General features: G+C 65.2%; 22 protein-coding genes. 13 read left to right on the top strand and 9 right to left on the bottom strand.

The features are described 5' to 3' along the window. Nucleotides 1-78: 78 nt before the first annotated feature. The 3 genes from K359_RS0111145 to K359_RS0111135 all read right to left on the bottom strand — a co-directional run bounded on the left by K359_RS0111145 (nt 79) and on the right by K359_RS0111135 (nt 2061). On the bottom strand, nt 79-783 hold the full coding sequence (locus tag K359_RS0111145; protein ID WP_198031144.1) for a polysaccharide biosynthesis/export family protein: 705 nt from the start codon (nt 781-783) through the stop codon (nt 79-81). A 170-nt stretch (nt 784-953) separates the two neighbouring features. After that, a complete protein-coding gene (gene msrA / locus K359_RS0111140) occupies nt 954-1613 on the bottom strand; it encodes a peptide-methionine (S)-S-oxide reductase MsrA (RefSeq protein ID WP_029079419.1) in 660 nt (219 codons plus the stop codon). 130 nt (nt 1614-1743) lie between these two features. Further along, nucleotides 1744-2061, bottom strand: a complete 318-nt coding sequence (locus K359_RS0111135) for a hypothetical protein (protein WP_029079418.1) — start codon at nt 2059-2061, stop codon at nt 1744-1746. Between the two features lie 358 nt (nt 2062-2419). On the opposite strand from K359_RS0111135, the gene rpsT reads away from it, so the two are divergent. From rpsT to K359_RS0111080, 10 genes are all read left to right on the top strand, one after another. Next, nucleotides 2420-2686, top strand: a complete 267-nt coding sequence (gene rpsT / locus K359_RS0111125; protein WP_029079417.1) for a 30S ribosomal protein S20 — start codon at nt 2420-2422, stop codon at nt 2684-2686. 1242 nt (nt 2687-3928) lie between these two features. Then, nucleotides 3929-5359 carry a chromosomal replication initiator protein DnaA gene (gene dnaA / locus K359_RS0111120; protein WP_029079416.1) on the top strand — a complete coding sequence of 477 codons (1431 nt, stop codon included), beginning with the start codon at nt 3929-3931 and terminating at the stop codon, nt 5357-5359. Nucleotides 5360-5725: 366 nt separating this feature from the next. Next, nucleotides 5726-6844 (top strand): DNA polymerase III subunit beta, encoded by a 1119-nt coding sequence (gene dnaN, locus K359_RS0111115; protein ID WP_029079415.1) that lies wholly within the window; start codon nt 5726-5728, stop codon nt 6842-6844. 49 nt (nt 6845-6893) lie between these two features. Further along, on the top strand, nt 6894-7181 hold the full coding sequence (locus K359_RS0111110) for a GIY-YIG nuclease family protein (RefSeq protein ID WP_029079414.1): 288 nt from the start codon (nt 6894-6896) through the stop codon (nt 7179-7181). A gap of 46 nt (nt 7182-7227) precedes the next feature. After that, on the top strand, nt 7228-8364 hold the full coding sequence (gene recF, locus K359_RS0111105) for a DNA replication/repair protein RecF (RefSeq protein ID WP_029079413.1): 1137 nt from the start codon (nt 7228-7230) through the stop codon (nt 8362-8364). A gap of 229 nt (nt 8365-8593) precedes the next feature. Continuing rightward, nucleotides 8594-11029: a DNA topoisomerase (ATP-hydrolyzing) subunit B gene (gyrB, locus tag K359_RS0111100; RefSeq protein ID WP_029079412.1), complete on the top strand. Its 2436-nt coding sequence runs from the start codon at nt 8594-8596 to the stop codon at nt 11027-11029. Nucleotides 11030-11215: 186 nt separating this feature from the next. Further along, nucleotides 11216-12508, top strand: coding sequence for a UDP-N-acetylglucosamine 1-carboxyvinyltransferase (gene murA / locus K359_RS0111095; RefSeq protein WP_029079411.1), 1293 nt, complete (start codon nt 11216-11218; stop codon nt 12506-12508). 150 nt (nt 12509-12658) lie between these two features. Then, on the top strand, nt 12659-14056 hold the full coding sequence (locus K359_RS0111090; RefSeq protein ID WP_029079410.1) for an MATE family efflux transporter: 1398 nt from the start codon (nt 12659-12661) through the stop codon (nt 14054-14056). Nucleotides 14057-14066: 10 nt separating this feature from the next. Next, a complete protein-coding gene (locus K359_RS0111085) occupies nt 14067-14540 on the top strand; it encodes a DUF2867 domain-containing protein (protein ID WP_029079409.1) in 474 nt (157 codons plus the stop codon). Between the two features lie 3 nt (nt 14541-14543). Beyond that, nucleotides 14544-15200, top strand: a complete 657-nt coding sequence (locus K359_RS0111080; RefSeq protein ID WP_029079408.1) for a 2-hydroxychromene-2-carboxylate isomerase — start codon at nt 14544-14546, stop codon at nt 15198-15200. Nucleotides 15201-15207: 7 nt separating this feature from the next. Here the strand turns inward: K359_RS0111080 and K359_RS0111075 are convergent, their stop codons facing one another. Further along, on the bottom strand, nt 15208-16347 hold the full coding sequence (locus K359_RS0111075; RefSeq protein ID WP_029079407.1) for an aromatic acid exporter family protein: 1140 nt from the start codon (nt 16345-16347) through the stop codon (nt 15208-15210). A gap of 147 nt (nt 16348-16494) precedes the next feature. On the opposite strand from K359_RS0111075, the gene K359_RS0111070 reads away from it, so the two are divergent. Further along, nucleotides 16495-17865 (top strand): MmgE/PrpD family protein, encoded by a 1371-nt coding sequence (locus tag K359_RS0111070; protein ID WP_029079406.1) that lies wholly within the window; start codon nt 16495-16497, stop codon nt 17863-17865. Nucleotides 17866-18219: 354 nt separating this feature from the next. Here K359_RS0111070 and K359_RS0111065 read toward each other — a convergent pair whose 3' ends face one another. The 4 genes from K359_RS0111065 to K359_RS0111045 form a co-directional block, all read right to left on the bottom strand. Next, complete coding sequence (locus K359_RS0111065) at nt 18220-18510, bottom strand: DUF1330 domain-containing protein (protein WP_029079405.1); 291 nt, start codon at nt 18508-18510, stop codon at nt 18220-18222. A 128-nt stretch (nt 18511-18638) separates the two neighbouring features. Then, nucleotides 18639-20066, bottom strand: coding sequence for a serine hydrolase (locus K359_RS0111060; protein ID WP_029079404.1), 1428 nt, complete (start codon nt 20064-20066; stop codon nt 18639-18641). Between the two features lie 446 nt (nt 20067-20512). Further along, complete coding sequence (locus K359_RS0111050; RefSeq protein WP_029079402.1) at nt 20513-21571, bottom strand: helix-turn-helix domain-containing protein; 1059 nt, start codon at nt 21569-21571, stop codon at nt 20513-20515. 31 nt (nt 21572-21602) lie between these two features. Then, complete coding sequence (locus K359_RS0111045) at nt 21603-22178, bottom strand: GNAT family N-acetyltransferase (RefSeq protein ID WP_029079401.1); 576 nt, start codon at nt 22176-22178, stop codon at nt 21603-21605. Between the two features lie 273 nt (nt 22179-22451). On the opposite strand from K359_RS0111045, the gene K359_RS0111040 reads away from it, so the two are divergent. Both K359_RS0111040 and K359_RS0111035 read left to right on the top strand, forming a co-directional pair. Beyond that, entirely contained in the window at nt 22452-23369 is a 918-nt protein-coding gene (locus K359_RS0111040; protein ID WP_029079400.1) for a pirin family protein, read from the top strand. A gap of 82 nt (nt 23370-23451) precedes the next feature. Next, a complete protein-coding gene (locus tag K359_RS0111035) occupies nt 23452-24366 on the top strand; it encodes a phosphoribosylaminoimidazolesuccinocarboxamide synthase (RefSeq protein WP_029079399.1) in 915 nt (304 codons plus the stop codon). A gap of 12 nt (nt 24367-24378) precedes the next feature. Here K359_RS0111035 and K359_RS0111030 read toward each other — a convergent pair. Next, a partial coding sequence (locus tag K359_RS0111030; protein ID WP_029079398.1) for a transposase occupies nt 24379-24685 on the bottom strand: 307 nt, incomplete at its 5' end.

The raw sequence follows: 24685 nt of genomic DNA, 5'->3' as shown, positions 1-24685 counted from the left end.
TGACCCGGCAATCCATCGTCTTCGAAAAACTTTTCCGAGATGGATGCGCGGGTCAAGCCCGCGCATGACGAGCGGTGATCAGAACCAGCGTTCGCCGACGAACACCGTGTCGCCCGGGCCCATCGGCGTGCCCAGCGGCACCACGAAGCGGCCGGAGCCGGACGCATCCGTATGCGTCAGCGTCACGCTGTCGCGGCGGGCGCGCGGCGAGAAGCCGCCGGCAATCGCGACCGCGCTTTCGACGGTCATGTTCGGCACATAGGGATACTGGCCGGGCGCTGCGACTTCGCCGAGGATGAAGAACGGCCGATAGGACTCGATCTCGACCGCCACCGACGGCTCGCGGATGAAGCCGTTGCGCAACCGCGCCGAGATCTCACCGGCGAGACCGGCGGGCGTGCGGCCGCGCGCCGGCACCGAGCCGATCAGCGGCATGGTGATCGCGCCCGCGGCGCCGATCGCATAGGAGTTGGTCAGGCCTTCCTGGCCATAGACCACGACGCGGAGCTTGTCGCCCGGGCCGAGATGATAGCCATTGTCGTAACCGGCGGGCTCACCCGGTGCGGCGGCCAAGACGATCGGGGCGGCGACCGGCGCGGCATATCCATAAGCAGGGGGAGCGCTGGCGAAGGCCGAGCGCAATGCGCTGATCGCCCCGCCGCCGCCTGCATCGGCAACCGGAGCGGGTGCGTAGGCCGGGCCATAGCTGACGGCATCGACACCTTGCGGGCCGACCGCCGGTCCGGACGTGCTCATGCAGCCAGACAACGCGAGCGCAGCCATAACGGCAGTGATCGGCAATCGTAACGCGCGTGCAACCGGCACCGGACTTATCCCTCAACGGCGAGACAAGCCTAGTCTTGCACCACTTATGGTTAATAAAGGGTTTTCGAGGATCGAGCGGGAAGCCGGAAAACCCGGCCTCCCATCGATTTGCAGCATCAGGACCGCGTTCAGGCGGCGCTGACGCCGACGCCGATCGGGCAGGACACGCCGGTGCCGCCGAGCCCGCAATAGCCCGCCGGATTCTTGGCGAGATACTGCTGGTGATAGTCCTCGGCGAAGTAGAATTCGCCGGCCGGCGCGATTTCGGTGGTGATCGCGCCGAGGCCCTTGGCGGCAAGCGCCTTCTGATACATAGCCTGCGACTCGTCAGCCGCTTTGCGCTGCGCGTCGCTGAACGTGTAGATCGCGGAGCGATACTGCGTGCCGATGTCGTTGCCCTGGCGCATGCCCTGCGTCGGGTTGTGGTTCTCCCAGAACGTCTTCAACAGCTTCGCGTAGGAGATCTTGTTCGGGTCGAACACCACCAGCACCCCTTCGGTGTGGCCGGTGCGCCCCGAGCACACCTCCTCATAGGTCGGGTTCGGCGTGTGACCGCCGGCATAGCCGACCGCGGTGGTGTAGATGCCGTCGCCGAGTTCCCAGAACTTGCGCTCCGCGCCCCAGAAGCAGCCGAGCCCGAACACCGCCTGTTCGAGGCCTTGCGGATAGGGCGGCGTCAACTTGCTGCCATTGACGAAATGGGTGGTCGCAGTCGGGATCGGCGTCGCGCGGCCCGGCAGCGCCTCGGTGGCGCTCGGCAACGCGGTGGTCTTGCGCATGAACAACATGGATACCTCCGGGCGGGACATCGGCCGACGCGGCAACGGCCTGCGGGCCGGCTGTCACCTATATATGTCCTTACGCAGATGATGGCAGCCCCGTTACTGAGGGCTGCGGCCAAGAGGGGCTGCAGCCAGGTCAGTCCCGGGCGTAGCCGATCAGGGGCTTGCGCGGCCGGAACAGGATCATCAGCAGGATGCCGGCAATGCCGAGCACCGCGAACACCGGCTGCTCCAGAAGCAGGCGGATGACGTCGTTCCAGATCCAGGGTCCGAAGCGATCCACCCAGGCATGAAACGCCTGCTGGCTCGACTGATGGATATCGTTCCAGAACTGGCCGAACTGGGTGAACCGCAGGCTCTGGTCGGCGACGTAGCGCGCCCCGTCATAGACCATGAAGATGAAGCTGCCAGCCAGCAGCAATAGGCCGATCAGACGGAAAAAACCGCGGATCATGCGTCACCCTAACTCCCTGTCGCGCCCGGCGCGCCGTCAGGCCTTACCGGGCGCTCCCCGGAAATTCAACCTCTTCAGCGGCTTATCCGCCCCCCGCAGGCCCGATTTCCGGCCCTTTTTGGGCTCCGAAAGCGTTGACGCTTGAGCCTGCGCCATCTATAAGACCGGCCGATGGCGGCGGGCGCAATCCTGCCGCCGCTGTTCTTTGGACAGTGCCGCATGCGGGGGCAGCATTATGCGCCTTGGCATGGCCGCCTCAAGGACACCTTGGACAAATACATCAGAGTTGAGATTTGAACCGGCCGGTGCGCGCAAGCCCGACCACGAGCGATCACCGCCGAAGGACAGTTAGAGAACCATGGCCAACACCACTTCCGCCAAGAAGGCGACCCGCAAGATTGCCCGCCGCACCATCGTCAACAAGTCGCGTCGCACGCAGATGCGTGGCGCGGTGCGCACCGTCGAGGAAGCGATCAAGAGCGGCGACCGCGAAGCGGCACTGAAGGCGATGAGCAAGGCCGAGCCCGAACTGATGAAGGCAGCGCAGCGCAACATCATTCACAAGAACCTCGCGAGCCGTAAGGTGTCGCGTCTCACGCAGAGCATCGCCAAGCTCGCCAAGTGAGCTGACGAGTGAGACGACCAGCGAGCTGACGAAGCAAGCTGACTGAAGAACACATTTGTCACGAAGCCCGGCTCACGCCGGGCTTTTTGTTTTTGTCTCGACTTTTGTCGTGGAAGTTTCATAGCGCGAGAACAATGCGCATTGCTGCGCAACGAACTGCGTGTCATGTTTCGTCGTGTCCGTAGTTCTACCGGCTCGGTATGCTTAACGCATCGCACTCGCGCAGATTGTTCGACGCTAAGCGCGATAAATGGAATAGCGCGCCGCATCGCGCGTTGAAAATGCGAGCGGGGTTACCCTGCAAAAGTAATCGAGAAAAATGACGTCTCGCGAGTTACTTATGCACATAGCGCTGAGCAGCGATTGGAAAAATGACCGGCGCGAGACCAAATGTAAATTTTCTATGAAAAATTTTTGGTATTGCACCGTCATTTGTGACGCGCGCGATTCTGTACGCTGATTCAAAACCTTGCTTTCGCAACTCTGCATCCGCAACGCCTCAACAGTCGCGAAGAGTCACGATCCCCGTCGAATCCACGGATTGTCAGAAAATGCGCTTGGTGTATTTATTTGTTGTTCGCGACGCCCACGGCTCTCCAGATCAGCGCGGTTTGAGACCCAAGGGCGGACGTGCAAATCGGCGGCGGTGTGCGCGTTAGCGACGCTTTCCAAGCGAAGCTAGATTGACAACTCATAGCGATATGAGGACGGTTGGCCTGTGTCAAAATTTCTCCCGCGATGTCCCCGGCAATTTGGGGGATCGAACAAGAGAGACCAGGACAGTCGTCGGAATCCGGCAGCGGGAACGCGGAGCAAGTGAACGGATTGACGGCGACACGCGGCGGCGAAGCGCCGGGCATTTTTAGTGTTCGGTAGCGGCAGTTCGAAACTAAGACACTAGCAAGCTGACAACTTGCCGCGATACGTCGCGGCAGGAGGGGGAGGACTTATGCCTTACGGTATCATCACTGCAGTCGAACCAACGACAGCCGAAGCGCAGATCTCCAGTGGTGCCGTAATCAACCCCTCGGACGCCAGCTCTCACCCCAAGAGACCGTCGAGTACGCGCTGACCTCGCGGGACGCATCTTCTCCAAACAGCTGATCTGTCCGGTGGCGCATGGTCGCCACACGGGAGAGCTTTGTCCGGAGCAGACCGCGCCCGCTGGAGGTCGCGTCGTGGCAGGAAACCTGCACGGCGTTTTCGCAACAATTTTCTCTCAGACTTGGAAGCACGAAGGCTATGACGAATACGGAACAGGATCGCTGGTCGCGGGTGAAGGGACGTCTGCGGACGAGCGTTGGCGAGGACGTGTACACGAGCTGGTTCGCACGGATGGATCTGGAGAGCGTGCACGACGAGAGCGTGCACCTGTCGGTTCCGACCCGGTTCCTCAAGAGCTGGATCCAGGCGCATTACGCCGATCGCGTGCTCTCGTGCTGGCAGGCAGAGATGCCGGAAGTGCACAAGATCGACCTCACCGTGCGCTCCGCTATCCGTGCGATGGCCCCGGCGAAGGAGCCGGTTGCGCCCGTCGAAGCGCGCCGTGTCGAACGAACCGACGGCCGTCCGGCGCCTGAACTGCGCTCGTTCGCGACCGCGCCGGTGTCCGCAAGCCATGACGCGCTCGGCGGCTCGCCGCTCGATCCGCGCCTGACCTTTGCAAGCTTCGTCGTCGGCCGGTCCAACACGCTGGCCCACGCGGCTGCGCGCCAGGTGGCGGAAGGACGCCGCGGCGATCCGGTGATGTTCAACCCGCTCTACATTCATGCCGGCGTCGGCCTCGGCAAGACGCATCTGCTGCAGGCAGTGACCTGGGCCGGTAATTCCGGCGGCGAGCGCAAGGTGCTGTATCTTACCGCCGAGAAGTTCATGTACGGCTTCGTCGCGGCGCTGAAGACGCAGACGGCGCTGGCGTTCAAGGAAGCGCTGCGCGGCATCGACGTGCTGGTGATCGACGATCTGCAGTTCCTGCAGGGCAAGTCGACGCAGGCCGAGTTCTGCCACACGCTGAACGCGCTGATCGACGCCGGCCGCCAGGTCGTGATCGCGGCCGACCGTCCGCCGTCGGATCTGGAAAGCCTCGACGACCGCGTGCGCTCGCGGCTCGCCGGCGGTCTGGTGGTCGAGATGGCTTCGCTCGGCGAGGAACTGCGGCTCGGCATCCTCAAGTCGCGCGTCGCCGCGGCCCGCGTCCACCACGCAAGCTTCGAGGTGCCGGAGGAAGTGCTGGACTATCTGGCGCGCACCATCACCCACAACGGCCGCGACCTCGAAGGCGCGATCAATCGCCTGCTGGCGCACTCCAAGCTCAACAACCAGCCGGTGACGCTGGAGATGGCCGAGCGCGAGGTGCGCGACCTGATCCGCCCGCAGGAGCCGAAGCGGATCAAGATCGAGGACATCCAGCGCGTGGTCGCCCGGCAGTACAATGTCAGCCGCTCCGACCTCTTGTCGTCCCGCCGTACCGCCAATGTGGTGCGCCCGCGCCAGGTTGCGATGTATCTGGCGAAGACGCTGACGTTGCGCTCGCTGCCGGAGATCGGCCGGCGCTTCGGCGGCCGCGACCACACCACGGTGCTGCACGCCGTGCGCAAGATTGAGGCACTGGTCGCCAAGGACACGACGCTGTCGGAGGAAGTCGAATCGCTGAAGCGTCAGCTGCAGGAATAAGGCCGTCGCGTCAGGCTGAAGCCTTTTCGAGCGAAGTGGGTGCCGGCTCGCGTCAAGAAGACGCGTTAAAACCAGAATCAAGAGCCCCGTTCCGATTCAATCGGAACGGAGAAGGCTTTAGATCGTTCCATGGCCCTCCCCTTTTCAAGGGGGAGGGCTAAACTTTTTTCCGGCCCAAAACGTGGGGAACGGGGACCGTTTTGCGCCCGTTTCCCTTGCACCGGCCGCCCATCCGCGCCACCTTGCGGTCCCCCCGTGGGTTTGATCAAATCCGGTATTGATCCGGCTTTTCGGGTTTCCAATGCCGCGGTGCTGCCCTGAACGGCCGCCCGGCTTTTCCATCTGAGGGATCTGGCGGGTATTGCAATGAAGGTCACCGTCGAGCGCGCGCAACTGCTGAAGTCGCTGGGTCACGTTCACCGCGTGGTCGAGCGTCGCAACACCATCCCGATCCTCGGCAACGTGTTGATCCGCGCCGAGGGCGCCAAATTGTCGCTGAAGGCGACCGACCTCGACCTCGAGGTAACGGAGACGCTGGCCGCCGAGACCGGAACCGCCGGCTCGACCACGGTGCCGGCGCACATGTTCTACGACATCGTGCGCAAGCTGCCCGACGGCTCGCAGATCGTGCTGGAAGCCGACGGCGACCGCTCGGTGCTCGCGGTGAAGGCCGGGCGCTCGCGCTTCACGCTGCAGACGCTGCCCGAGAGCGACTTCCCCGGCCTTGCCGCCGGCGACATGACGCACTCGTTCTCGCTGCCGGCCTCCGACATCAAGCGCCTGATCGACCGCACGCAGTTTGCGATCTCGACCGAGGAGACCCGCTACTACCTCAACGGCATCTATCTGCATGCCGCCGGCAGCGCCAAGGCGGCAACCCTGCGCGGGGTTGCGACCGACGGCCATCGCCTGGCCCAGATCGACCTCGCGCTGCCCAAGGGCGCGACCGGCATGCCGGGCGTGATCGTCCCGCGCAAGACGGTCGGCGAGGTGCAGCGGCTGATCGAGGGCGACGACGCCGAGATCTCGATCGAGCTGTCGGACGGTAAGATCCGCTTCACGCTCGGCAATGTGGTGCTGACCTCGAAGCTGATCGACGGCACCTTCCCGGACTATGGCCGCGTCATTCCGCAGAACAACGACAAGGAACTGGTCGTCGACAAGAAGGATTTCGAGGCCGCAGTCGACCGCGTCTCGACCATCTCCAGCGAACGCGGCCGCGCCGTGAAGCTCGCTTTGTCCGCCGGCAAGCTGGTGCTCTCGGTGACCAATCCGGATTCCGGAAGCGCGACCGAAGAGCTCGAGGTCGAATACGCCTCCGACGCGCTCGATATCGGCTTCAACTCGCGCTACCTGCTCGACATCGCGGCCCAGATCGAGGGCGAAGTCGCGGTGCTCAAGCTCGCCGATCCCGGCTCGCCGACCCTGGTGCAGGACAAGGACAGCAAGGGCGCACTCTACGTGCTGATGCCGATGCGGGTGTGAAATTCACTCTCGTCATGGCCGGGCTTGACCCGGCCATCCATCAAACAAAATGATTTATTGGGTGTACATCCTCGCCAGCAAGCCCGGCGGAACCCTGTACGTCGGCGTGACCAACGATCTGGTCCGGCGCGTCTACGAGCATCGCGAGGGGCTGGCAGAGAGCTTTACGAAACGGTACGGGATCAAGACGCTGGTCTACTTTGAGGCGCATGAGACCATCGCAGCGGCGCTCCAGCGCGAGAAAAACATCAAGCACTGGTCGCGCGAGTGGAAAATTGATCTGATCGTCGCCGGCAATCCCGATTGGCGAGATTTATATGATGAAATTGTCCGCTGACGCGGACGATGGATTGCCGGGTCAAGCCCGGCAATGACAAGGTAACATGACCCCGTCCCGCATTCATCGCCTGTCGCTGACGCATTTCCGCAATTACCGGACGGCGACGCTGCAGGTCGCGGGCGACATGGTGGTGCTGGTCGGGCCGAACGGCGCCGGCAAGACCAATTGCATGGAAGCGATCTCGTTCCTGTCGCCGGGCCGCGGCCTGCGCCGCGCGACGCTGGAGGACATCGCCGACAATCAGGGCGACGGCTCCTGGGCAGTCTCGGCCGAGGTCGAGGGCGCGCTCGGGCTCGCCACGCTCGGCACCGGCATCGATCCGCCGACCGCCGAGGCGGGCAACACACGGCGCTGCCGGATCGATCGCGAACCGGTGGGTTCCGCAACCGCGTTCGGCGACCATCTGCGCATGGTGTGGCTGACGCCCGCGATGGACGGCCTGTTCATGGGCGCCGCCTCGGAACGGCGGCGCTTCTTCGACCGCCTGGTGCTGGCGATCGATTCCGAGCATTCCAGCCGCGTCTCGGCGCTGGAGCGTTCGCTGCGCTCGCGCAACCGCCTGCTCGAGGTGCGCAACTACGACGACCATTGGTGTGACGCGATCGAGCGCGAGACCGCGGAGCTTGCGGTTGCGGTCGCCGCATCGCGCGGCCAGACCGCCGCCAAGCTCGCCGTGATGCTGCGCGAGCGCGGCGCGGCCTCGGCATTCCCGTCCGCCGAGATCATGCTCGACGGCTGGATGGAGAATGCGCTGCTTCAGGAGCCTGCGACCGCAGTGGAGGACCGCTACCGCGAGATCCTGCGCGCCAGCCGGTCGCGCGACGCCGCCGCCGGACGCACGCTCGACGGCCCGCATCTGACCGATCTGCAGGTGGTCTACGCGCCGAAGAACATGCCGGCCCGCGACGCCTCGACTGGCGAGCAGAAGGCGCTGCTGATCGGGCTGGTGCTGGCGCATGCCACGATGGTCGCGGAGATGACCGGCATCGTGCCGCTGCTCTTGCTCGACGAGGTCGTCGCCCATCTCGATCCCAACAGGCGCAAGGCATTGTTCGACGAACTCGCCAAGCTCGGTGCGCAGGTCTGGATGACCGGCGCGGATCCCGCTGCCTTCGCCGACATCGGCCCGCGAGGTGAGATTTTCGACGTCGAATCCGGTCGCGCCACACGGCGCGGCTGAGGCGCCGACTCAGCCTCCGCGAGGGGCTCGAATCCACCTCCGAATCGGGCTTTTCAGAGCCTCCGGAATCGGCCTTTGAAGACCTTGAAAAAGGCCTAAAAAATCCCATCTATTCAATAGTTTGTGGACAGAGACTTTGCGCTAGGCGCAACTCCTCTTTCATGGCACAAATAGCATGATCAGCGCCCCATATTGCGCCGCTGATTCGGGACATCCTCGAAGGCCTCACATGACAGAACCTGCCCGGCAGACCCCTGCCGAATCTGAGCATCCCATTCCGGCCGAATACGGCGCGGAATCGATCCGGGTGCTGAAGGGCCTCGACGCCGTCCGCAAGCGGCCCGGCATGTATATCGGCGATACCGACGACGGGTCCGGCCTGCACCACATGGTCTACGAGGTCGTCGACAACGCGATCGACGAAGCACTCGCGGGCCATGCCAGCCGCGTCCTGGTCACTCTCAACGCCGACAATTCCGTCACCGTATTCGACGACGGCCGCGGCATTCCGGTCGACATCCACAAGGGCGAGGGCGTCTCGGCGGCCGAGGTCATCATGACCCAGCTCCACGCCGGCGGCAAATTCGACCAGAATTCCTACAAGGTGTCCGGCGGACTGCACGGCGTCGGCGTCTCCGTCGTCAACGCGCTCTCCAGCAAGCTCGGCTTGCGGATCTGGCGCGACGACAAGGAGCACTACATCGAATTCGCGCACGGTGATGCCGTGGCGCCGCTCAAGGTGGTCGGCGATGCCCCGGGCAAACGCGGCACCGAGGTCACCTTCCTCGCCTCGCCCGAGACCTTCAAGAACATCGAATATGATTTCGCGACGCTCGAGCACCGGCTGCGCGAGCTCGCCTTCCTCAATTCCGGCGTCAACATCGTGCTCTCCGACATGCGCCATGCGGTCGAGAAGCGCGAGGAGATGCACTATTCCGGCGGCGTCGAGGAATTCGTCAAATATCTCGACCGCAACAAGAAGGCGATCGTGCCGGCGCCGATCATGGTGCGCGCAGAAGCCAACGGCATCGGCGTCGAAGCCGCGCTGTGGTGGAACGACAGCTACCACGAGAACGTGCTGTGCTTCACCAACAACATCCCGCAGCGTGACGGCGGCACCCATCTGGCCGGCTTCCGCGGCGCGCTGACGCGCCAGGTCAACGGCTATGCCGAGGCCAATGCAAAGAAGGAAAAGATCGCGCTGACCGGCGATGATTGCCGCGAAGGCCTCACCGCGGTGCTGTCGGTGAAGGTGCCCGATCCGAAATTCTCGTCGCAGACCAAGGACAAGCTGGTGTCCTCGGAGGTTCGACCGGTGGTCGAGAACGTCCTGAACGAGGCGCTCGCGGCCTGGTTCGAGGAGAATCCGAAGGAAGCCAAGGAAATCGTCGGCAAGGTGATCCAGGCCGCCGCGGCACGCGAAGCTGCGCGAAAAGCCCGCGAGCTGACGCGCAAGAGCCCGCTCAGCGTCTCCTCGCTGCCCGGCAAGCTCGCCGACTGCCAGGAGAAGGATCCGGCCAAATCCGAGTTGTTCATCGTCGAGGGTGACTCGGCAGGCGGCAGCGCCAAGCAGGGCCGCAACCGCGAATTCCAGGCGGTGCTGCCACTGCGCGGCAAGATCCTCAATGTCGAGCGCGTGCGTCCCGACAAGATGCTGTCGTCCGAGCAGATCGGCACGCTGATCACCGCGCTCGGCACCGGCATCAGCGACGATTTCTCGGTCGAGAAGCTGCGCTATCACAAGATCATCGTGATGACCGACGCCGACGTCGACGGCGCCCATATCCGCACGCTGCTCTTGACCTTCTTCTATCGCCAGATGCGCTCGATCATCGATGGCGGCTATCTCTATATCGCCCAGCCGCCGCTCTATAAGGTCTCGCGCGGCAAGTCCGAGCAATATCTGAAGGATGAGCGCGCGCTGGAGGATTATCTGATCGCGACCGGGCTCGACGAATGCGTGTTCAAGCCGGCCTCCGGCGACGACCGCTCGGGCCGCGATTTGCGGTCGCTGGTCGAGGACGCAAGGGTGATCCGCTCGGTGCTGCGCAACCTGCACAGCCGCTACAATCGCGCGGTGATCGAGCAGGCCGCGATCGCGGGCGTGCTGACCCCGAGGATCACCGGCGATATCGAGACCGCCAACTCCGCGGCTGATTACATCGCCAAGCGGCTGGACGCGGTGGCCGACGAAGTGGAGCGCGGCTGGGTCGGCACCTTCACCGAAGGCCAGGGCTTCCAGTTCGAGCGCACCGTGCGCGGCGTCAAGGAAGTGGCAGTGATCGACGACGCCTTTCTCGGCTCGGCGGATGCACGCAAGCTCGACGAATATGCGACCAGGCTGCAAGAGATTTACGTGCGGGCGGGCAAGCTCCGGCGCAAGGATATCGAGCAAATCATCCACGGCCCGATCGACCTGTTCGAGGCCGTGACCGATGCCGCCCGCAAGGGTGTCTCGCTGCAGCGCTACAAAGGTCTCGGCGAGATGAACCCGGACCAGCTTTGGGAGACCACGCTGGACAAAGATGCGCGCTCGCTGCTGCAGGTGAAGATCAAGGAGGTCGACGAGGCCGACGACATCTTCACCAAGCTGATGGGCGACGTGGTCGAACCGCGCCGCGAGTTCATCCAGGACAATTCGCTCAGCGCCACCATCGACATCTAACGGCCTGCGCCCCGGCCAAATGACGCATCCGTGACGGCGCGATCGGCGCTGTCGCACTGCTACCTTTCGGGTGGATGCTGCATCGGAAACTGTGTTACGGTGCCGAACTGCCATTGATTCCGTTGTAGAATTTTGAATGGCCGAGTCCGAATTCAAGTCTGCATGATGCGTTAGGGGACATTCCGCGTGCCGCCGATCCAATACATCGTCGAAGGCGGCCGCCGCCTTTCGGGCACCATTGAGCCGTCGGGCAACAAGAATTCCGCGCTGCCGATCATCGCCGCGGCGCTGTTGACCGAGCACCCGGTCACGCTGACCAACGTGCCGCGCATTCGCGATACCGAAACGCTGGTCGAGCTGTGCCGTTCGGTCGGCGCCGCCGCCGAATGGACCGAGCGCAACACGCTGCAGATCCACGCCAAGGAGATCCGCGCCGCCGATCTCGACCCGGCGCTGTGCGCGCGCATCCGCGCCTCGATCCTGCTCGCGGGTCCGCTGCTCGCCCGTTGCGGCGAGGTCGCGCTGCCGCCGCCCGGCGGCGACGTGATCGGCCGCCGCCGGCTCGACACGCACTTTTTGGCCTTCGAGCAGCTCGGTGCCACCGTGACCGCGACGCACCGACTCGAATTCCGCGCCTCGCGACTGAAGGGCGCCGACGTGTTCCTCGACGAGCCCAGCGTCACCGCGACGGAGAACGCGCTGGTCGCCGCCGTTGCCGCCCGCGGCACCACCTATCTGCGCAACGCGGCCTCCGAGCCGCATGTGCAGGACCTCGCGAATTTCCTGGTCGCGCTCGGCGCCAAGATCGAAGGCATCGGCACCAACACCATCACCGTGCACGGGTCGGCGACGCTCGGCGGCGCGACCTACGCGATCCAGCCCGACCATATCGAGGTCGGCTCGCTGATCGGGCTTGCCGCGGTGACCCGCTCGCCGCTGCGCATCGCGCGCGCCGGCGTCGAGCATCTGCGCTCGATCCGGATGGGCTTTGAGCGGCTCGGCATCGTCTGCGGCGTCGAGGGCGACGACCTCGTCGTGCCGTCGAACCAGACCATGAAGATCCAGGACGATTTCGGCGGCCATGTGCCGAAGCTCGAGGACCAGCCCTGGCCGGCGTTCCCGGCCGACCTGATGTCGATCGCGATCGTCACTGCGACGCAGTGCGACGGCGTCATCCTGATGCACGAGAAGATGTTCGAGTCGCGGATGTTCTTCGTCGACAACCTGATCGCGATGGGCGGCCGCATCGTATTGTGCGACCCGCATCGCGCGATCGTCGCCGGCCCCAGCCGGCTGCGCGGCGCGCCGATGAGTTCGCCCGACATCCGCGCCGGCATGGCGATGCTGCTTGCCGCGGTTTGTGCCGAGGGCACCTCCACCATCAACAACGCCGACCAGATCGAGCGCGGCTATGAGCGGATCGAGGAGCGGCTCAACGCGCTCGGCGCCAGGATCAAGCGGATTCCAGCGCGATCGTGATCCGGGCATGATCCGGAAAAGTGCGAAGCGGTTTTCCCGCCGGATCATGCTCAACCAATAACTCAGGGCACGACGACCTCTGCGTGAGATCGTCGCGTCTGGGCAGCTTGGCCATCCTTCTGGCCGGTTTGCCGTGCTAAGCGTGCCATCATGACCTGCATCGACAAGATCGACCCGGCCGCGTCGCGCGCGGCCGTCGTCCCCTCTCGCAAGCTGCTCACGGCCGAGCTCGCGGAAACGCTGAAGCTCGCGGTGCCGCTTGCGCTGACGCAACTCGGGCAGATCGCGATGATGACGACCGATCTCGCCTTCATCGGCCGGCTCGGCAGCGAGAACGTCGCCGCCGCGGCGCTGGCGCATACCGTGTACTTCGTCAGCTTCACCATCGGCATGGGCATGATGTCGGCGGTCTCGCCGCTGGCGGCGCAGGCGTTCGGCGCGCGCAACCCGCGCGTGATGCGGCGCGCGCTGCGGGTCGGGCTGTGGGCCGCCTTCTTCATGGTGCTGCCGCTGATGGCGTTGCCGTTCCAGGGCGAGCGCATCCTGCTCGCGCTCGGCCAGAGCCCGGCCACCGCGCATCTGGCGCAACAATATCTGTTCGGGCTGGCCTGGGGCATCCTGCCGGCGCTGTGGTTCATCGCGCTCCGCGGCTTCATGAGCGCGGTGAACCGGCCCGAGCCGGTGCTGTGGATCACGCTCGCCGCGATTCCAGCCAACGCGCTGATGGTCTACCTTTTGCTCTATGGCAAATGGGGCATGCCCGAGCTCGGCATGTTCGGCGCCGGACTTGCGACCACGATCGTCAATCTCGCCACCTTCGTCGCCGGCGTCTGGTTCGCGGCGCGCCGCCGCCCGTTCCGCAAGTACCACGTCTTCAGCCGCGTCTGGCGCATCGACTGGCCGCTGATGGGAAAGCTCGTCGCGGTCGGCGCGCCGATCTCAATCGCCTTCCTGCTGGAGTACGGCCTGTTTGGCGCGGCCGCCCTGTTGATGGGGCTGATCAGCACCACGGCGCTGGCCGCACATCAGATCGCGCTGCAGATCGCGGCGATCCTGTTCATGGTGCCGTTCGGCGTCAGCATGGCCGCCACGGTACGGGTCGGCCAGGCCGTCGGCCGCCGCGACACCGAGGCGGTGCAGCGCGCCGGCTTTGTCGCGGTCGCGCTTGCCGGCGTGTTCATGAGCGTCATGACGCTGGCGGTGATCCTGGCCCGCTTCGAGATCGCAGCGCTGTTCCTCGGCGAGGCCTCCGACGCCACCGCGCAGCTCACCGCGGCGCTGCTCCTGATCGGCGCCACCTTCTTCATTGCCGACGGCGTGCAGACCACCACCGCCGGCGCGCTGCGCGGCATGAACGACACCCAGGTGCCGCTGCTGTTCGCCGTCATCAGCTACTGGCTGGTGGGATTCGCATCGGCGTCCGCGCTTGCCTTCTGGGCGAAGCTCGACGCCGCCGGTGTCTGGATCGGGCTGTCGCTCGGGACTGCTGTTTATGCGACGCTCCTCATCTTGCGTTTCCGCCTGCTGGCACGCAGACTGGTTGGATGAAGGTTGCCCGATGAAGGTTGACGAGGTCACGCCGAACGTGGATCCCGCCGCGCTGCTCGCCGGCGCGCAGTTTGTCGATGCGTTCAAGATCGCGACCACGCATCCCGATCTCGATGCCCGGCACGCCGCAGAGGCCATGGTGGCGCGGCAACCGCGCTGGATCGAATGGCTGGTCGCCTTGCGCAATCTCCTGGTCGCGCCGCTCGGCCTGAAGACCTCGGGCGCAGCCGACGGCGTAGTGCGCGACATGATCGGGATATTCCCGGTGGTCAGCGAAACGCCGGAGCGGCTGGTCGCGGGCTTCAACGACAAGCATCTCGACTTCCGGCTCGTCGTCGACGTCGCGCCCGAAGGACCCGCGCGCAGCATCACCGCGACCACGCTGGTGCTCACCCACAACAGGCTCGGGCGCGCCTATCTCGCGGTGATCCTGCCGTTCCACCGCCTGATCGTGCCAGCGATGCTGCGCAAGGCCGGAGGCTAGCGCATGCCCCTGTCGGTCGACCTGTTCTTCTCGTTTCGCAGCCCGTACAGCTATCTGGCGCTGCCGAAGACGCTGGAGATGGTCACCGACTATGACGTCGCGGTGAATTTGCGGCCGGTCTATCCGCTCGCGGTGCGGGTGCCCGGCTTCTTCAAGAAGACCGATCCGCGCTTCGCCCGCTATGTCGTGCTGGATTCCAGCCGGGTCGCCAAGCACGAGAACATCCCGTTCCGCTTTCCGCGCCCGGACCCGATCGTGCAGGACATGACGACGTTCGACGTCGCCGAACACCAGCCCTACATCCACCGCCTGACCCGGCTCGGCGCCGCCGCCCAGCTCGAGGGGCGCTCGCTTGCCTTCACTGCCGCGATCAGCCGGGTGCTGTGGGGCGGCTCGGTGAAGGGCTGGAACGAGGGCGATCACCTGGCTGTGGCCGCGACCGCCGCCGGCTTCGATCTCGCCGCGATGGACGCGGCCATCGTGGCCGATCCCGATCGCTATGAAGGGGTCATCAAGGGCAACGAGGACGCGCACGCGGCGTCCGGCCATTGGGGCGTGCCGACCTTTGTATTCGAGAACGAACCGTTCTTCGGTCAGGACCGTATCGACCTCCTGATCTGGCGCATGGAGAGCAAGGGCCTGACGCGCCGCACAGCGTAGTCCGCGATCATGCCGCGCTCTTCTCCGGTGTATCAGCGACGATCTTCTCGGAAGCCTCCTCGCTCGTGCACCAATTGCCGTGACAGCGCTTGAGATCGTTGAGATTCTGCCGCATCTGCTCGAGCGAGAAGCCGAGCGCGTAGAAGCGTTCGGCGGCATCGACCGGCAGGCCGCGGATCAGGCCATCCCTGCGGACCGCGCCAACCTCCTCGGTGTAGGCGTGCAGCGCGTCGTCGACCGGCGCCATGTCGGCCGGGCCGCTGCCGGCACGCAAGGCGGTCGCGACCGCCACCATATAGCTGACGATCGCCTTGCTGACGTCGGCGAGCGGCCGCGCCAGCCTGGCCTGGATATCGGCCGGCAGCGGCACCACACAGGCCCGCCCGATCATCACGACATCATGCCGCAACCGCTGGATCGTGCGCAGCAGCGGCCCGGTATCCGGCCCCGACGACAGATGCATGGAGCGCTCGCGCTCGGCCTCGAGGCCGGTCGCATGCAAATTGGTAATCGCGGTGCCGATGCCGTCCTGGATCCGGTGCAGCGCGTCGTTGTCGAGACCGCGGGTCAGGCCGGCGAGCAATTCGGCGAATGCCGCGGATAGCAGTTCCAGCAGCTTTGAAGCATTGACCCTGATCCGGCTGACCGCGCGCGACGGCAGCACCAGGAACGAGATCGCAAGCCCGGTGAGCGCGCCGACCGTGACCTCGAGGACGCGGTCGATCGCCGAATCCAGCGGGTTGGAGTGATGCATCGTCGGCAGCAGCAGCACGATCACCGCCGTCACCGTCGCCGAGTTCAGGCTGGGATTGAGCGCGGCGATGAAGGCGAGCGGCACGATCGCCAGCACCAAGAGCGCCAGCAGGCTGCCTTCGCCGGAATGCGGGATCAGAACTGCGATCGCGCCGCCATAGATCGCGCCGCCGATGGTGCCGAGCATGTAGTCGCGGGTCGCCTTCAGCGAGCGGCCGACGCTCATTTGCGTGACGATCAGCGAGGTCAGCACCGCCCATAGCGGCAGCATCAGGTTCAGCGCCAGCGCGATGGTATAGGCCGCGACGCCCGCGGACGCGATCCGGACCGCCAGCGCCAGCTGCGTCTTGCGGGTCCAAAGCTGGTCGTACATGCGTTTTGCGAAGGTCCTCATGCACCCTGATCCGCAATCAATGGAAAGGCCCGTGTTACATGATTTGAAGCCAAGCGAGTTGGAGCATGGCTGCTGCCCGCGGCGGCAAGGTGGCTTGAAAGGCCAAACCCGCCCGCCTACCCTGCGCCGCAAAATTGAGGAAACACGATGGCCCACGAAACCGCAACGCTCGCCGCCTACGTCGCCGACCTGAAATATGGCGACATCCCGCCGGAGGTGCTGGAGCGCGCCAAGGTTTTGACGCTGGATTTCCTCGGCAGCACGATCCGCGCCCGCCGCGATGCCGAATCGACGCCCTCGCTGATGAAGATGCTGGAGGCGCTGGCGCTCGACGGCAAGGGCGAGGCCACCGTGTTCGGCGACACCAAGACCTGGACGCCGGCGGTCGCGGCGCTGCTCAACGGCGCGCTCGGCCATTCGCTCGACTTCGACGACACCCACGCCGATTCCTCGCTGCATCCGAGCGCGCCGGTGGTGCCCGCCGCGTTCGCGGTCGGCGAGATGGTCGGCGCCTCCGGCCGCGACGTGCTGACCGCGATCGTCGCCGGCTATGAAGTGTGCTGCCGGCTCGGCAATGCGCTCGACCCGACCTCGCATTACGCCCGCGGCTTCCACCCGACCGCGACCGCCGGCACCTATGGCGCCGCGGCGGCGGCGGCAAAACTGTTCGCCCTGTCGAAGGAACAGATCATCTCCGCCTTCGGCGTCTCCGGCAGCCAGGCGGCGGGCTCGCTGCAATTCCTCGTCAATGGGGCCTGGAACAAGCGCTACCAGGTCGGCGCCGCCGCGATGAACGGCGTGATCGCCGCGACCCTTGCGCGCAACGACTTCGTCGGCTCGAGCGAGGCGGTCGAGGGCAAGCACGGCCTGCTGGTCGGTTACAGCGACGACGCGCATCCGGACAAGGCGGTGGCGGGCCTGGGCCATACCTACGAGACGCTGAAGATCGGCGTAAAACCCTATCCGAGCTGCCGCTACACCCACGCCGCGATCGACGCGCTGATCGCAATGCGGCGCGAGCACAATCTGACGCCGGACCAGATCAAGAAGGTCGAGATCGGCCTGCACCGCAACGGCATCACGCTGACCGGCGACGCCGCCACCAAGCGCCATCCGACCTCGGTGGTCGGCGGCCAGTTCTCGATGTTCTTCACCGGCGCGATCGCGCTCGACCAGGGCCATTTCGGCTGGGACGATTACGGCCGGCTTGGCGATAAGGCAATCGACGCGCTCGCCGACAAGTTCGACGTGGTGCAGGACGACCGCCTCGAGGTCGGCCGCACCCACCCGTTCGGCGCCCGCGTCTCGATCACCACCGACGACGGCGTGCATGAGCGCCTCTACGCCGATCCCTCGGGTGAGCCGGGCTCGTTCCCCGATGCGCAGGCGATGCAGCAGAAGTTTTTGACGCTGGCCCGCCCGGTGCTCGACAAGCGCGCCGACCAGCTCGCCGACGCGATCCTGACGCTGGAGCGGTTCGATCGCGTCGAGAAGGCGACGCAGCTGGGGCGGCAGTAGGGGCTGCGCTCGCGCCATCCAGGCGGTGTCATCACCCGCGCATGCGGGTGATCCAGTATTCCAGAGACGCCGGTGCTTGAGCCGAGAGGCCGCGGCGTACTGGATCGCCCGGTCGAGCCGGGCGATGACAGTGTGGGTGGGGACATAGCTTCGCATTCTCGCGACATGATTTGTCCGAGCTTTGCTCTTCGTTCCGCCCTCTCTTCAAGCAGAGGGCGCAGGGAAAGCCGGGTGCCGATCGCACCCATGGGCCCCGAGCAAAAGGTAGAAAGCTCGGGGGTAGGACCACACGTGTAACCGGAGGGGGAGGGAGCGTGAGTAGTGTACTCACGTCACCAAGAGTGCGCGCCTCGCCTACTCCGCGCCATCAATGATCACAAAATCCCCGTCCGAATATTTCTGCCGGATTGCTTTCGCGGCCTGGTATTCGGGGCAGGTGTAGCATTCCATCGCGGTGGCGCAATCCTCGAACTCGATGACGAAGTTGCGCTGGCGGGTCGCGCCTTCCATCACCTCATAGGGACCGTTGCGCACGATGAAGTTGGCGCCGTATTTCGCGAACACCGGCATCGCGGCGGCGAGGTATTCGGGATAACGGGCTTCGTCGTGAACCGTGACGTGCACGATCCAGTAGGCTTTCGGCATGATGGTCTCCGGCTGAGGCGTTTCCTAAGGGAATTGCGGCGCATCTGGTGCGAGATGCGCCGCGGCATCAGAAAATTCCTGCGGCCGAGATTCAATTCACGATGTCGCGCGTGTGTGTGACGTGCAGGTCAATTGCCGCCCGCGAGCCGCGCGCCGGTGGAGGTCGCTGTGACGACGTCACGGACCAGATCGAACACGCCGTCCGCCTCGGCCGGCATGTTCGGCGAACGGCCGAGCCGGACGATAACGAGCCGCTGCGACGGCACGATCACGACATACTGCCCGATCGTGCCCTTGGCGAAGAAGGCGTCGCGCGGCATGCCGTGCGCGACACGATAATTGGCGCCGAAGCTGTCGCCGAGATTGGTCCAGAAGCCCGCGCCGATGCCGACCCAGGCATTCGCCGTCGGCGATGCCGAATACTTTGCCCAGCCCTCGGGCAGGATGCGTTTTCCCCCGACGACACCGTCATTGAGGTAGAGCTGGCCGAGACGCGCCCAGTCGCGTGCGCTCGCCATCATCGCGCCCGATCCTTCCGGCGTGCCCGCAGCATCGAACTGCATCACGACATTGCGCATGCCGAGCGGACCGAACAATTCAGCCCGCGCGAACCGTATCACATCGGCGGCGTGGCCACCGGCCGCGTTGCGGATCAGATGCGAGAGGATGATGAAATTGCCGTCGTGATAATTCCACACCTTGCCCGGCGCCGTCTCGAGCGGAATGCTCTCGGCGTACGCGGCCATGTCCGGCTCCATAAACTTCATCCGGTTGACCGGCTCGAGTGCTGAGGCCAGCGAGGCCTGCAGCGAGCTGCCGAGCGCGAGGCCCGCGGTGTGGCGCAGGAGCTGATCGACCGTGATCGCGTGGCGCGGATCCTTCGGATCCTGCCAGGCGGCGACCGGCACCGGCTGGTCGACCGCAAGCTTGCCGTCGCGCACCAGAATTCCGATCAAGGCCGAGATCACCGATTTGGTCGCGGAGAAGCCGAGCAGCGGCGTGTCGGTGCCGATGCCGTCGGCATAGCGCTCGGCGACGATGCGGCCATCCTTCATGACGACGACCGCGCGGGTGCGGCGGAACGGCGGCTCGGCCGGCTCCGCGAAGGCGCGATCAAGCGCGGCCGCGAGCTGCGGGGTCTGTGGTGCAACGATCGCGGGACCGGCGATCTCGGGCAGCAACGCGGCCTGCGGCCTCGAGGGCGGCAGCGGGCCATCGGCGAGCACCGCGCCGTGGTCGAGCGTGCAGCCGAGCCCCTCGCGATAGACTGCGTGGCTGCGGCCAAGCCCGAACAGCGTCACGGTGACGTCCTTGCGATCAAGGTCGACCTCGGTGTCCATCGCCCAGGTGATCAGGCTGGTTCCCGGCATCGCGTCCGTGGTCTCGACCAGATTTCGCTTCGGGTTGAGCCCGCTGACGAAGGTCTCCGAGCAGACGACATTCGCAACAAAACCGGTCGCGACCTTGGGCACGTCGCGGGCACGGGCGGCGGACAGCGCCAGCGCACCGAAAGCGGTGCTGGCAGCGAGAATGAAGACGAGCTTTCGACGGGTCACGGGATCCTCCGGCATGGCGCGATGGTGCGCGGCCGGGATCAGGCCGCAGGGGGCGCCAGAGCGCTCGCCGGATTTGGAATCGGGCTGGCCGAGAACAGTGGGCGGCTTACCGATTCTGGAATTGTCTTGCGATTACATCAGTTTGGATCGCGAGCTTGTGAGGCGAGCATGCTGGTCAGGCTCCCTCCCCCCTGGCGGGGGAGGGTTGGGGAGAGGGGTGCGCCCCGGGGCGAGATCGTCGTTGGGAACATCGTCGTCACAGCTCACTTCCCCCTCACCGAGAAAAAGTTTGAGAGCGCGTCGTATGGCTACCCCTCTCCCTAACCCTCCTCCGCAAGGGGGGAGGGAACCCCGCCACTGCGCGTCCCTCACGTTAGCGCAAGAAGCTAAGTCCGATCCCGCGTACTCGGTATCGCTCACGATCCGCAAGCGGGAGAGGGAGAACCTCACACCGCGCTCGCTTTCAACCTCCGGTACTCCGTCGGGGTCACGCCGGTGGTCGCCTTGAAGGCGCGGTTGAAGGGGCCGAGCGACTGGAAGCCGGCGTCCATCGCGATAGTGATGACGGGGACTTCGGCCTGCGAGGGATCGCCTAGCGCCGCCTTGGCCTCCTCGATGCGGTGGTTGTTGAGGAAGACGTTGAAATTGCGGTAGCCGAGCCGCTGGTTGATCAGCCGCCGGAGACGATATTCGGGGATCTTCAGCCGGGTTGCCAGCGTGCCGATCGTGACGTTGTCGTGGCGATAGACCCGCTCGTCCGCCATCAGCCGCATCAGTGCATCGACCAGTCTCTGGTCCGCCGCCTCCTCGACCGCGGCCGGCTTCGTCAGCAATCCGGCCTCCGCCGGCACCGTGAACAGGTCGGCGCCGTCGACGCGCATCATCGCCCAGGTGATTGCGGCCACGATGGCGGTGAGCACGGCCGCGTTCAGCAAATTGGCCCATTCCACGGTCACGCGGCTGCCGGCATAGGCGATCTGAAGCAGCGCGTTCATGCCGCCGTACAGCGCAGATGCGGCGACGATGAAGACGCGGACACGGCGGCGACGCTCGACCAGATCTGCCGACCACGATCCGATGGTTTGCGCCACCGCGAGCGCAACGAAGACGAGCGTGAGCGAATTGACCATGATGATCGCGATCCGCGCGTGACCGGCGGGTGCAATCCACATGCAATTGACGAAGCTGTAGGCCACGACCGCGGCCCAGATCAGGCCCTGCCACCAGCGCAGCCGAAACGCGTCATCGAACAGCGCGCGCGTGAACAGCCAGAACACCACGATATCGCCGGTCGAGAGCGCGATCAGTGGCGCATGCCAGTCCGAGACCGGCGGCCCGGCACCAATCGACGCGGTCACTGCATGCGCGGCCGAACCCAACGCGAAGGCGGCCGCGAGGCGCCCGGACAGCGCCTTGCGAAAATCAGTGAGCAGCAAGGCGGCAAGCACCAGCAGCAGCGCCACGCTGGCGCTGCGCAGGCAGAGTTCAAGTGCGGCCGATGTCATCGCCGAACAATCGTCGGTCGGACAAGGTTTTTCAAGATGGCTCGTGCTGCCAGCGCTGACGTGTCGTCACCCAGATATCGACGACATCGCCCTCGAGCCTGCCCGGACCCTCGTTCACCGCACCGAGCCGCCGCGCCACGGCCTGCGAGGCGACGTTGGCCGGATCTATGCAATGGATGATGCGGTCGACGGTGAAGTTCGCGAACACAAAGTCGATCGCGGCGCGCGCGGCTTCCACCGCATAGCCCTTGCCGCGATGTGCCTTGGCAATGCCCCAGCCGACCTCGAAGCCCGGCCATTCCGGCGGATAATATGGGCCGACCCGGCCGATATAGCGGCTTGAGGATTTCTCCTCGACCGCGAACATGCCGAAGCCATGCAGCGTCCAATGGCCCGAGATGACGGCGGCATTGCGCCAGCCCTTCAGCTCCGAGGTGACCGGCTGGTGATCCGGCGTGATGAAGCGCGCCGTCTCCGGATCGGACAGCATCGCCGTGTTGTCCGCGATGTCGGACGCGCGCCACGGCCGCAGCAACAGCCGCTCCGTCTCGATCACGGGTCCGTCGACCTGCAACAGCTTTGCGCCCGGCCTGATCAGAGAAACCATCGCCTCCTCCAGTTTCCAAGTTTACGCTGTTATCACGTGCGTACACCCGTCAGACGTATGTCGTCGTCCCGGCGAAAGCCGGGACCCATAACCACCGATGCGCGTTGCTCGCGAAAGCTGGGGCCCCAGCTTTTGCGTACCAACTTTCGTCCGTAGTTATGGGTCCCGGCTCGCGCGGAGCCTGTCAACGGGCGGCGCTTCGCGCCGACCCGTTGGCTTGGCCGGGACGGCAGATAGAGAGTATGATCGCGGCAAAAGAGAAGGAGACTTTCCATGAGCTGGCAGCCCTCGACCGATCCCGAACTCGGCGATCCCCAGACCTGCGACGCGCTGGATCTGATCATCGTGCCGCGCACCCGCGATCTCGGCGACGGCTTTGCGGTGCGCCGCGCGCTGCCGCACGGCAAGCGGCAGATGGTCGGGCCCTTCATCTTCTTCGACCATTTCGGCCCGGTGCAATATCTCGCCGGCAAGGGCATGGACGTGCGGCCGCATCCGCATATCGGGCTCGCCACCGTCACCTATCTGTTCGACGGCAGCATCATGCATCGCGACAGTGAGGGCAACATCCAGGAGATCCAGCCCGGCGCGATGAACCTGATGACCGCGGGCCGCGGCATCGCGCATTCCGAGCGCACCCCCGACGTGCAGCGCCAAGACGGCCAGAAGATGCTCGGCCTGCAAAGCTGGATCGCGCTGCCGGCGGGCAAGGAAGAGATCGCGCCGTCGTTCCAGCATTATGGCGCGGGCGATCTGCCGATGATCTCCGAGCGCGACTTCACCGCGCGCGTGATCGCGGGCTCTGCCTTCGGCATCACTTCGCCGGTCAGCATGGTCTCGCCGTGGTTCTATACCGAGGTAACCGCGCAGGCCGGCACCTCGGTGCCGCTCGACCCCGATCACGAGGAGCGCGCGATCTATCTCGTCGACGGCGAGGTCGAGATCGCCGGCGACCGCCATGAGGGGCCGCGACTCCTGATCTTCCGGCCCGGCGACCGCATCACCGTGAAGACGCTGCGGCCGACCCGCATGATGTTTTTGGGCGGCGACGCCCTGGAAGGGCCGCGCCACATCTGGTGGAATTTCGTTTCGTCGTCCAAGGAGCGGATCGAGCAGGCCAAACAGGACTGGAAAACCGGGCGTTTCGCGCAGGTTCCACACGAACACGAGTTCATTCCGCTGCCGGAGTGAGCTATTTCCTGCGATAGTCTCTGGCGCCCGCACGCCTCGTGCGGGCGCACGTCTTTGCAAGCGACCTAGAAAGACCAAGCCGATGTCTGCGATGCTCTCAAGCGATTTGCCCCTGCCCCGGATCGGCCGCGGCAAGGTGCGCGATATCTACGCCGTCGGCGACGACCGGGTGCTGCTGCTCACCACCGACCGCATCTCGGCGTTCGACGTCGTGATGGCGGAAACCATTCCGATGAAGGGCGCGGTGCTGACCCAGATCAGCGCCTGGTGGTTCCGGCAGCTCGAAGGCACCGTGCCGCATCACATGATCAGCGCCGATGCCGACGAGATCATCCGCGCGGTGCCTGAGCTCAAGAACCATCGCGCCGACATCCTGGGGCGCGCGATGCTGTGCAAGCGCACCACCGTGTTCCCGATCGAATGCGTGATCCGCGGCTACATCTCGGGCTCGGCCTGGAAGGAATATGCGGCCGACGGCACGCTTGCCGGCGAGAAGCTGCCGGCCGGCCTGGTCGAGAGCCAGAAGCTGGAGCCTTCGATCTTCAGCCCGGCGACCAAGGCCGAGGCCGGCCATGACGAGAACATCACGGTGGCGCGGGTGCGCGAGATCGTAGGCGCCGACGTTGCCGCGACGCTCGAGAAGATGGCGCGCGACGTCTACGGCTATGGCGAACAGACCAGCCGCGCCCGCGGCATCATCATCGCGGATACGAAATTCGAGTTCGGGCGCGACAAAGACGGCCGCATCATCCTGATCGACGAGGTGATGACGCCGGATTCGTCGCGCTTCTGGGCGGTCGATGCCTACAAGCCGGGCCAGCCGCAACCGAGCTTCGACAAGCAGCCGCTGCGCGACTATCTCGATGTCGAGCGCCACGCCGGCCGCTGGAACGGCGACGCGCCCGCCCCGCCGCTGCCGGCCAGCGTGGTGGATGCGACCAGCAAGCGCTACCTTGAAGCATATCGTCGCGTGACTGGAAGCGAGCTGAAGGTCTAGAGCATTTTCCGATCACGTTGCGTCGTAACCAGCCGCGACGAGATAATTTTGGCATTCCTCGGGTGAGAAGCGCTTGAGAGCGTTGGCGATTGCTTGCCAGAGATCGGGCATGGTGCGCGCTGCGGCGGCCCGCAACAGGGCTTTCAGTTTAGAGAAGGCCATTTCGATCGGGTTGAAGTCTGGACTGTAGGGCGGAAGATAGAGCAGGCTTGCTCCGACCGCCCGGATGGCCTCTCGAACGCCATGGACCTTGTGAGCGGGCAAGTTGTCCATGATAACGGTATCGCCCGGCCGCAGCGATGGGGCGAGCAATTGCTCG

The sequence above is a fragment of the Bradyrhizobium sp. th-b2 genome (genome assembly GCF_000426785.1).
Lineage (GTDB): Bacteria > Pseudomonadota > Alphaproteobacteria > Rhizobiales > Xanthobacteraceae > Bradyrhizobium > Bradyrhizobium septentrionale.
This window is presented reverse-complemented; position numbering and strand designations above follow the sequence as displayed.

Coding starts and splice junctions, on each gene's coding strand:
- K359_RS0111040 (WP_029079400.1), top strand. CDS start 22,452: ATGAGCTGGCAGCCCTCGACCGATCCCGAACTCGGCGATCCCCAGACC.
- K359_RS0111145 (WP_198031144.1), bottom strand. CDS start 783: ATGGCTGCGCTCGCGTTGTCTGGCTGCATGAGCACGTCCGGACCGGCG.
- K359_RS0111035 (WP_029079399.1), top strand. CDS start 23,452: ATGTCTGCGATGCTCTCAAGCGATTTGCCCCTGCCCCGGATCGGCCGC.
- K359_RS0111085 (WP_029079409.1), top strand. CDS start 14,067: ATGAAGGTTGACGAGGTCACGCCGAACGTGGATCCCGCCGCGCTGCTC.
- K359_RS0111050 (WP_029079402.1), bottom strand. CDS start 21,571: ATGACATCGGCCGCACTTGAACTCTGCCTGCGCAGCGCCAGCGTGGCG.
- K359_RS0111075 (WP_029079407.1), bottom strand. CDS start 16,347: ATGAGGACCTTCGCAAAACGCATGTACGACCAGCTTTGGACCCGCAAG.
- recF (WP_029079413.1), top strand. CDS start 7,228: ATGACCCCGTCCCGCATTCATCGCCTGTCGCTGACGCATTTCCGCAAT.
- msrA (WP_029079419.1), bottom strand. CDS start 1,613: ATGTTGTTCATGCGCAAGACCACCGCGTTGCCGAGCGCCACCGAGGCG.
- gyrB (WP_029079412.1), top strand. CDS start 8,594: ATGACAGAACCTGCCCGGCAGACCCCTGCCGAATCTGAGCATCCCATT.
- dnaN (WP_029079415.1), top strand. CDS start 5,726: ATGAAGGTCACCGTCGAGCGCGCGCAACTGCTGAAGTCGCTGGGTCAC.
- K359_RS0111070 (WP_029079406.1), top strand. CDS start 16,495: ATGGCCCACGAAACCGCAACGCTCGCCGCCTACGTCGCCGACCTGAAA.
- K359_RS0111110 (WP_029079414.1), top strand. CDS start 6,894: ATGATTTATTGGGTGTACATCCTCGCCAGCAAGCCCGGCGGAACCCTG.
- K359_RS0111045 (WP_029079401.1), bottom strand. CDS start 22,178: ATGGTTTCTCTGATCAGGCCGGGCGCAAAGCTGTTGCAGGTCGACGGA.
- K359_RS0111065 (WP_029079405.1), bottom strand. CDS start 18,510: ATGCCGAAAGCCTACTGGATCGTGCACGTCACGGTTCACGACGAAGCC.
- K359_RS0111080 (WP_029079408.1), top strand. CDS start 14,544: ATGCCCCTGTCGGTCGACCTGTTCTTCTCGTTTCGCAGCCCGTACAGC.
- rpsT (WP_029079417.1), top strand. CDS start 2,420: ATGGCCAACACCACTTCCGCCAAGAAGGCGACCCGCAAGATTGCCCGC.
- dnaA (WP_029079416.1), top strand. CDS start 3,929: ATGACGAATACGGAACAGGATCGCTGGTCGCGGGTGAAGGGACGTCTG.
- K359_RS0111090 (WP_029079410.1), top strand. CDS start 12,659: ATGACCTGCATCGACAAGATCGACCCGGCCGCGTCGCGCGCGGCCGTC.
- K359_RS0111135 (WP_029079418.1), bottom strand. CDS start 2,061: ATGATCCGCGGTTTTTTCCGTCTGATCGGCCTATTGCTGCTGGCTGGC.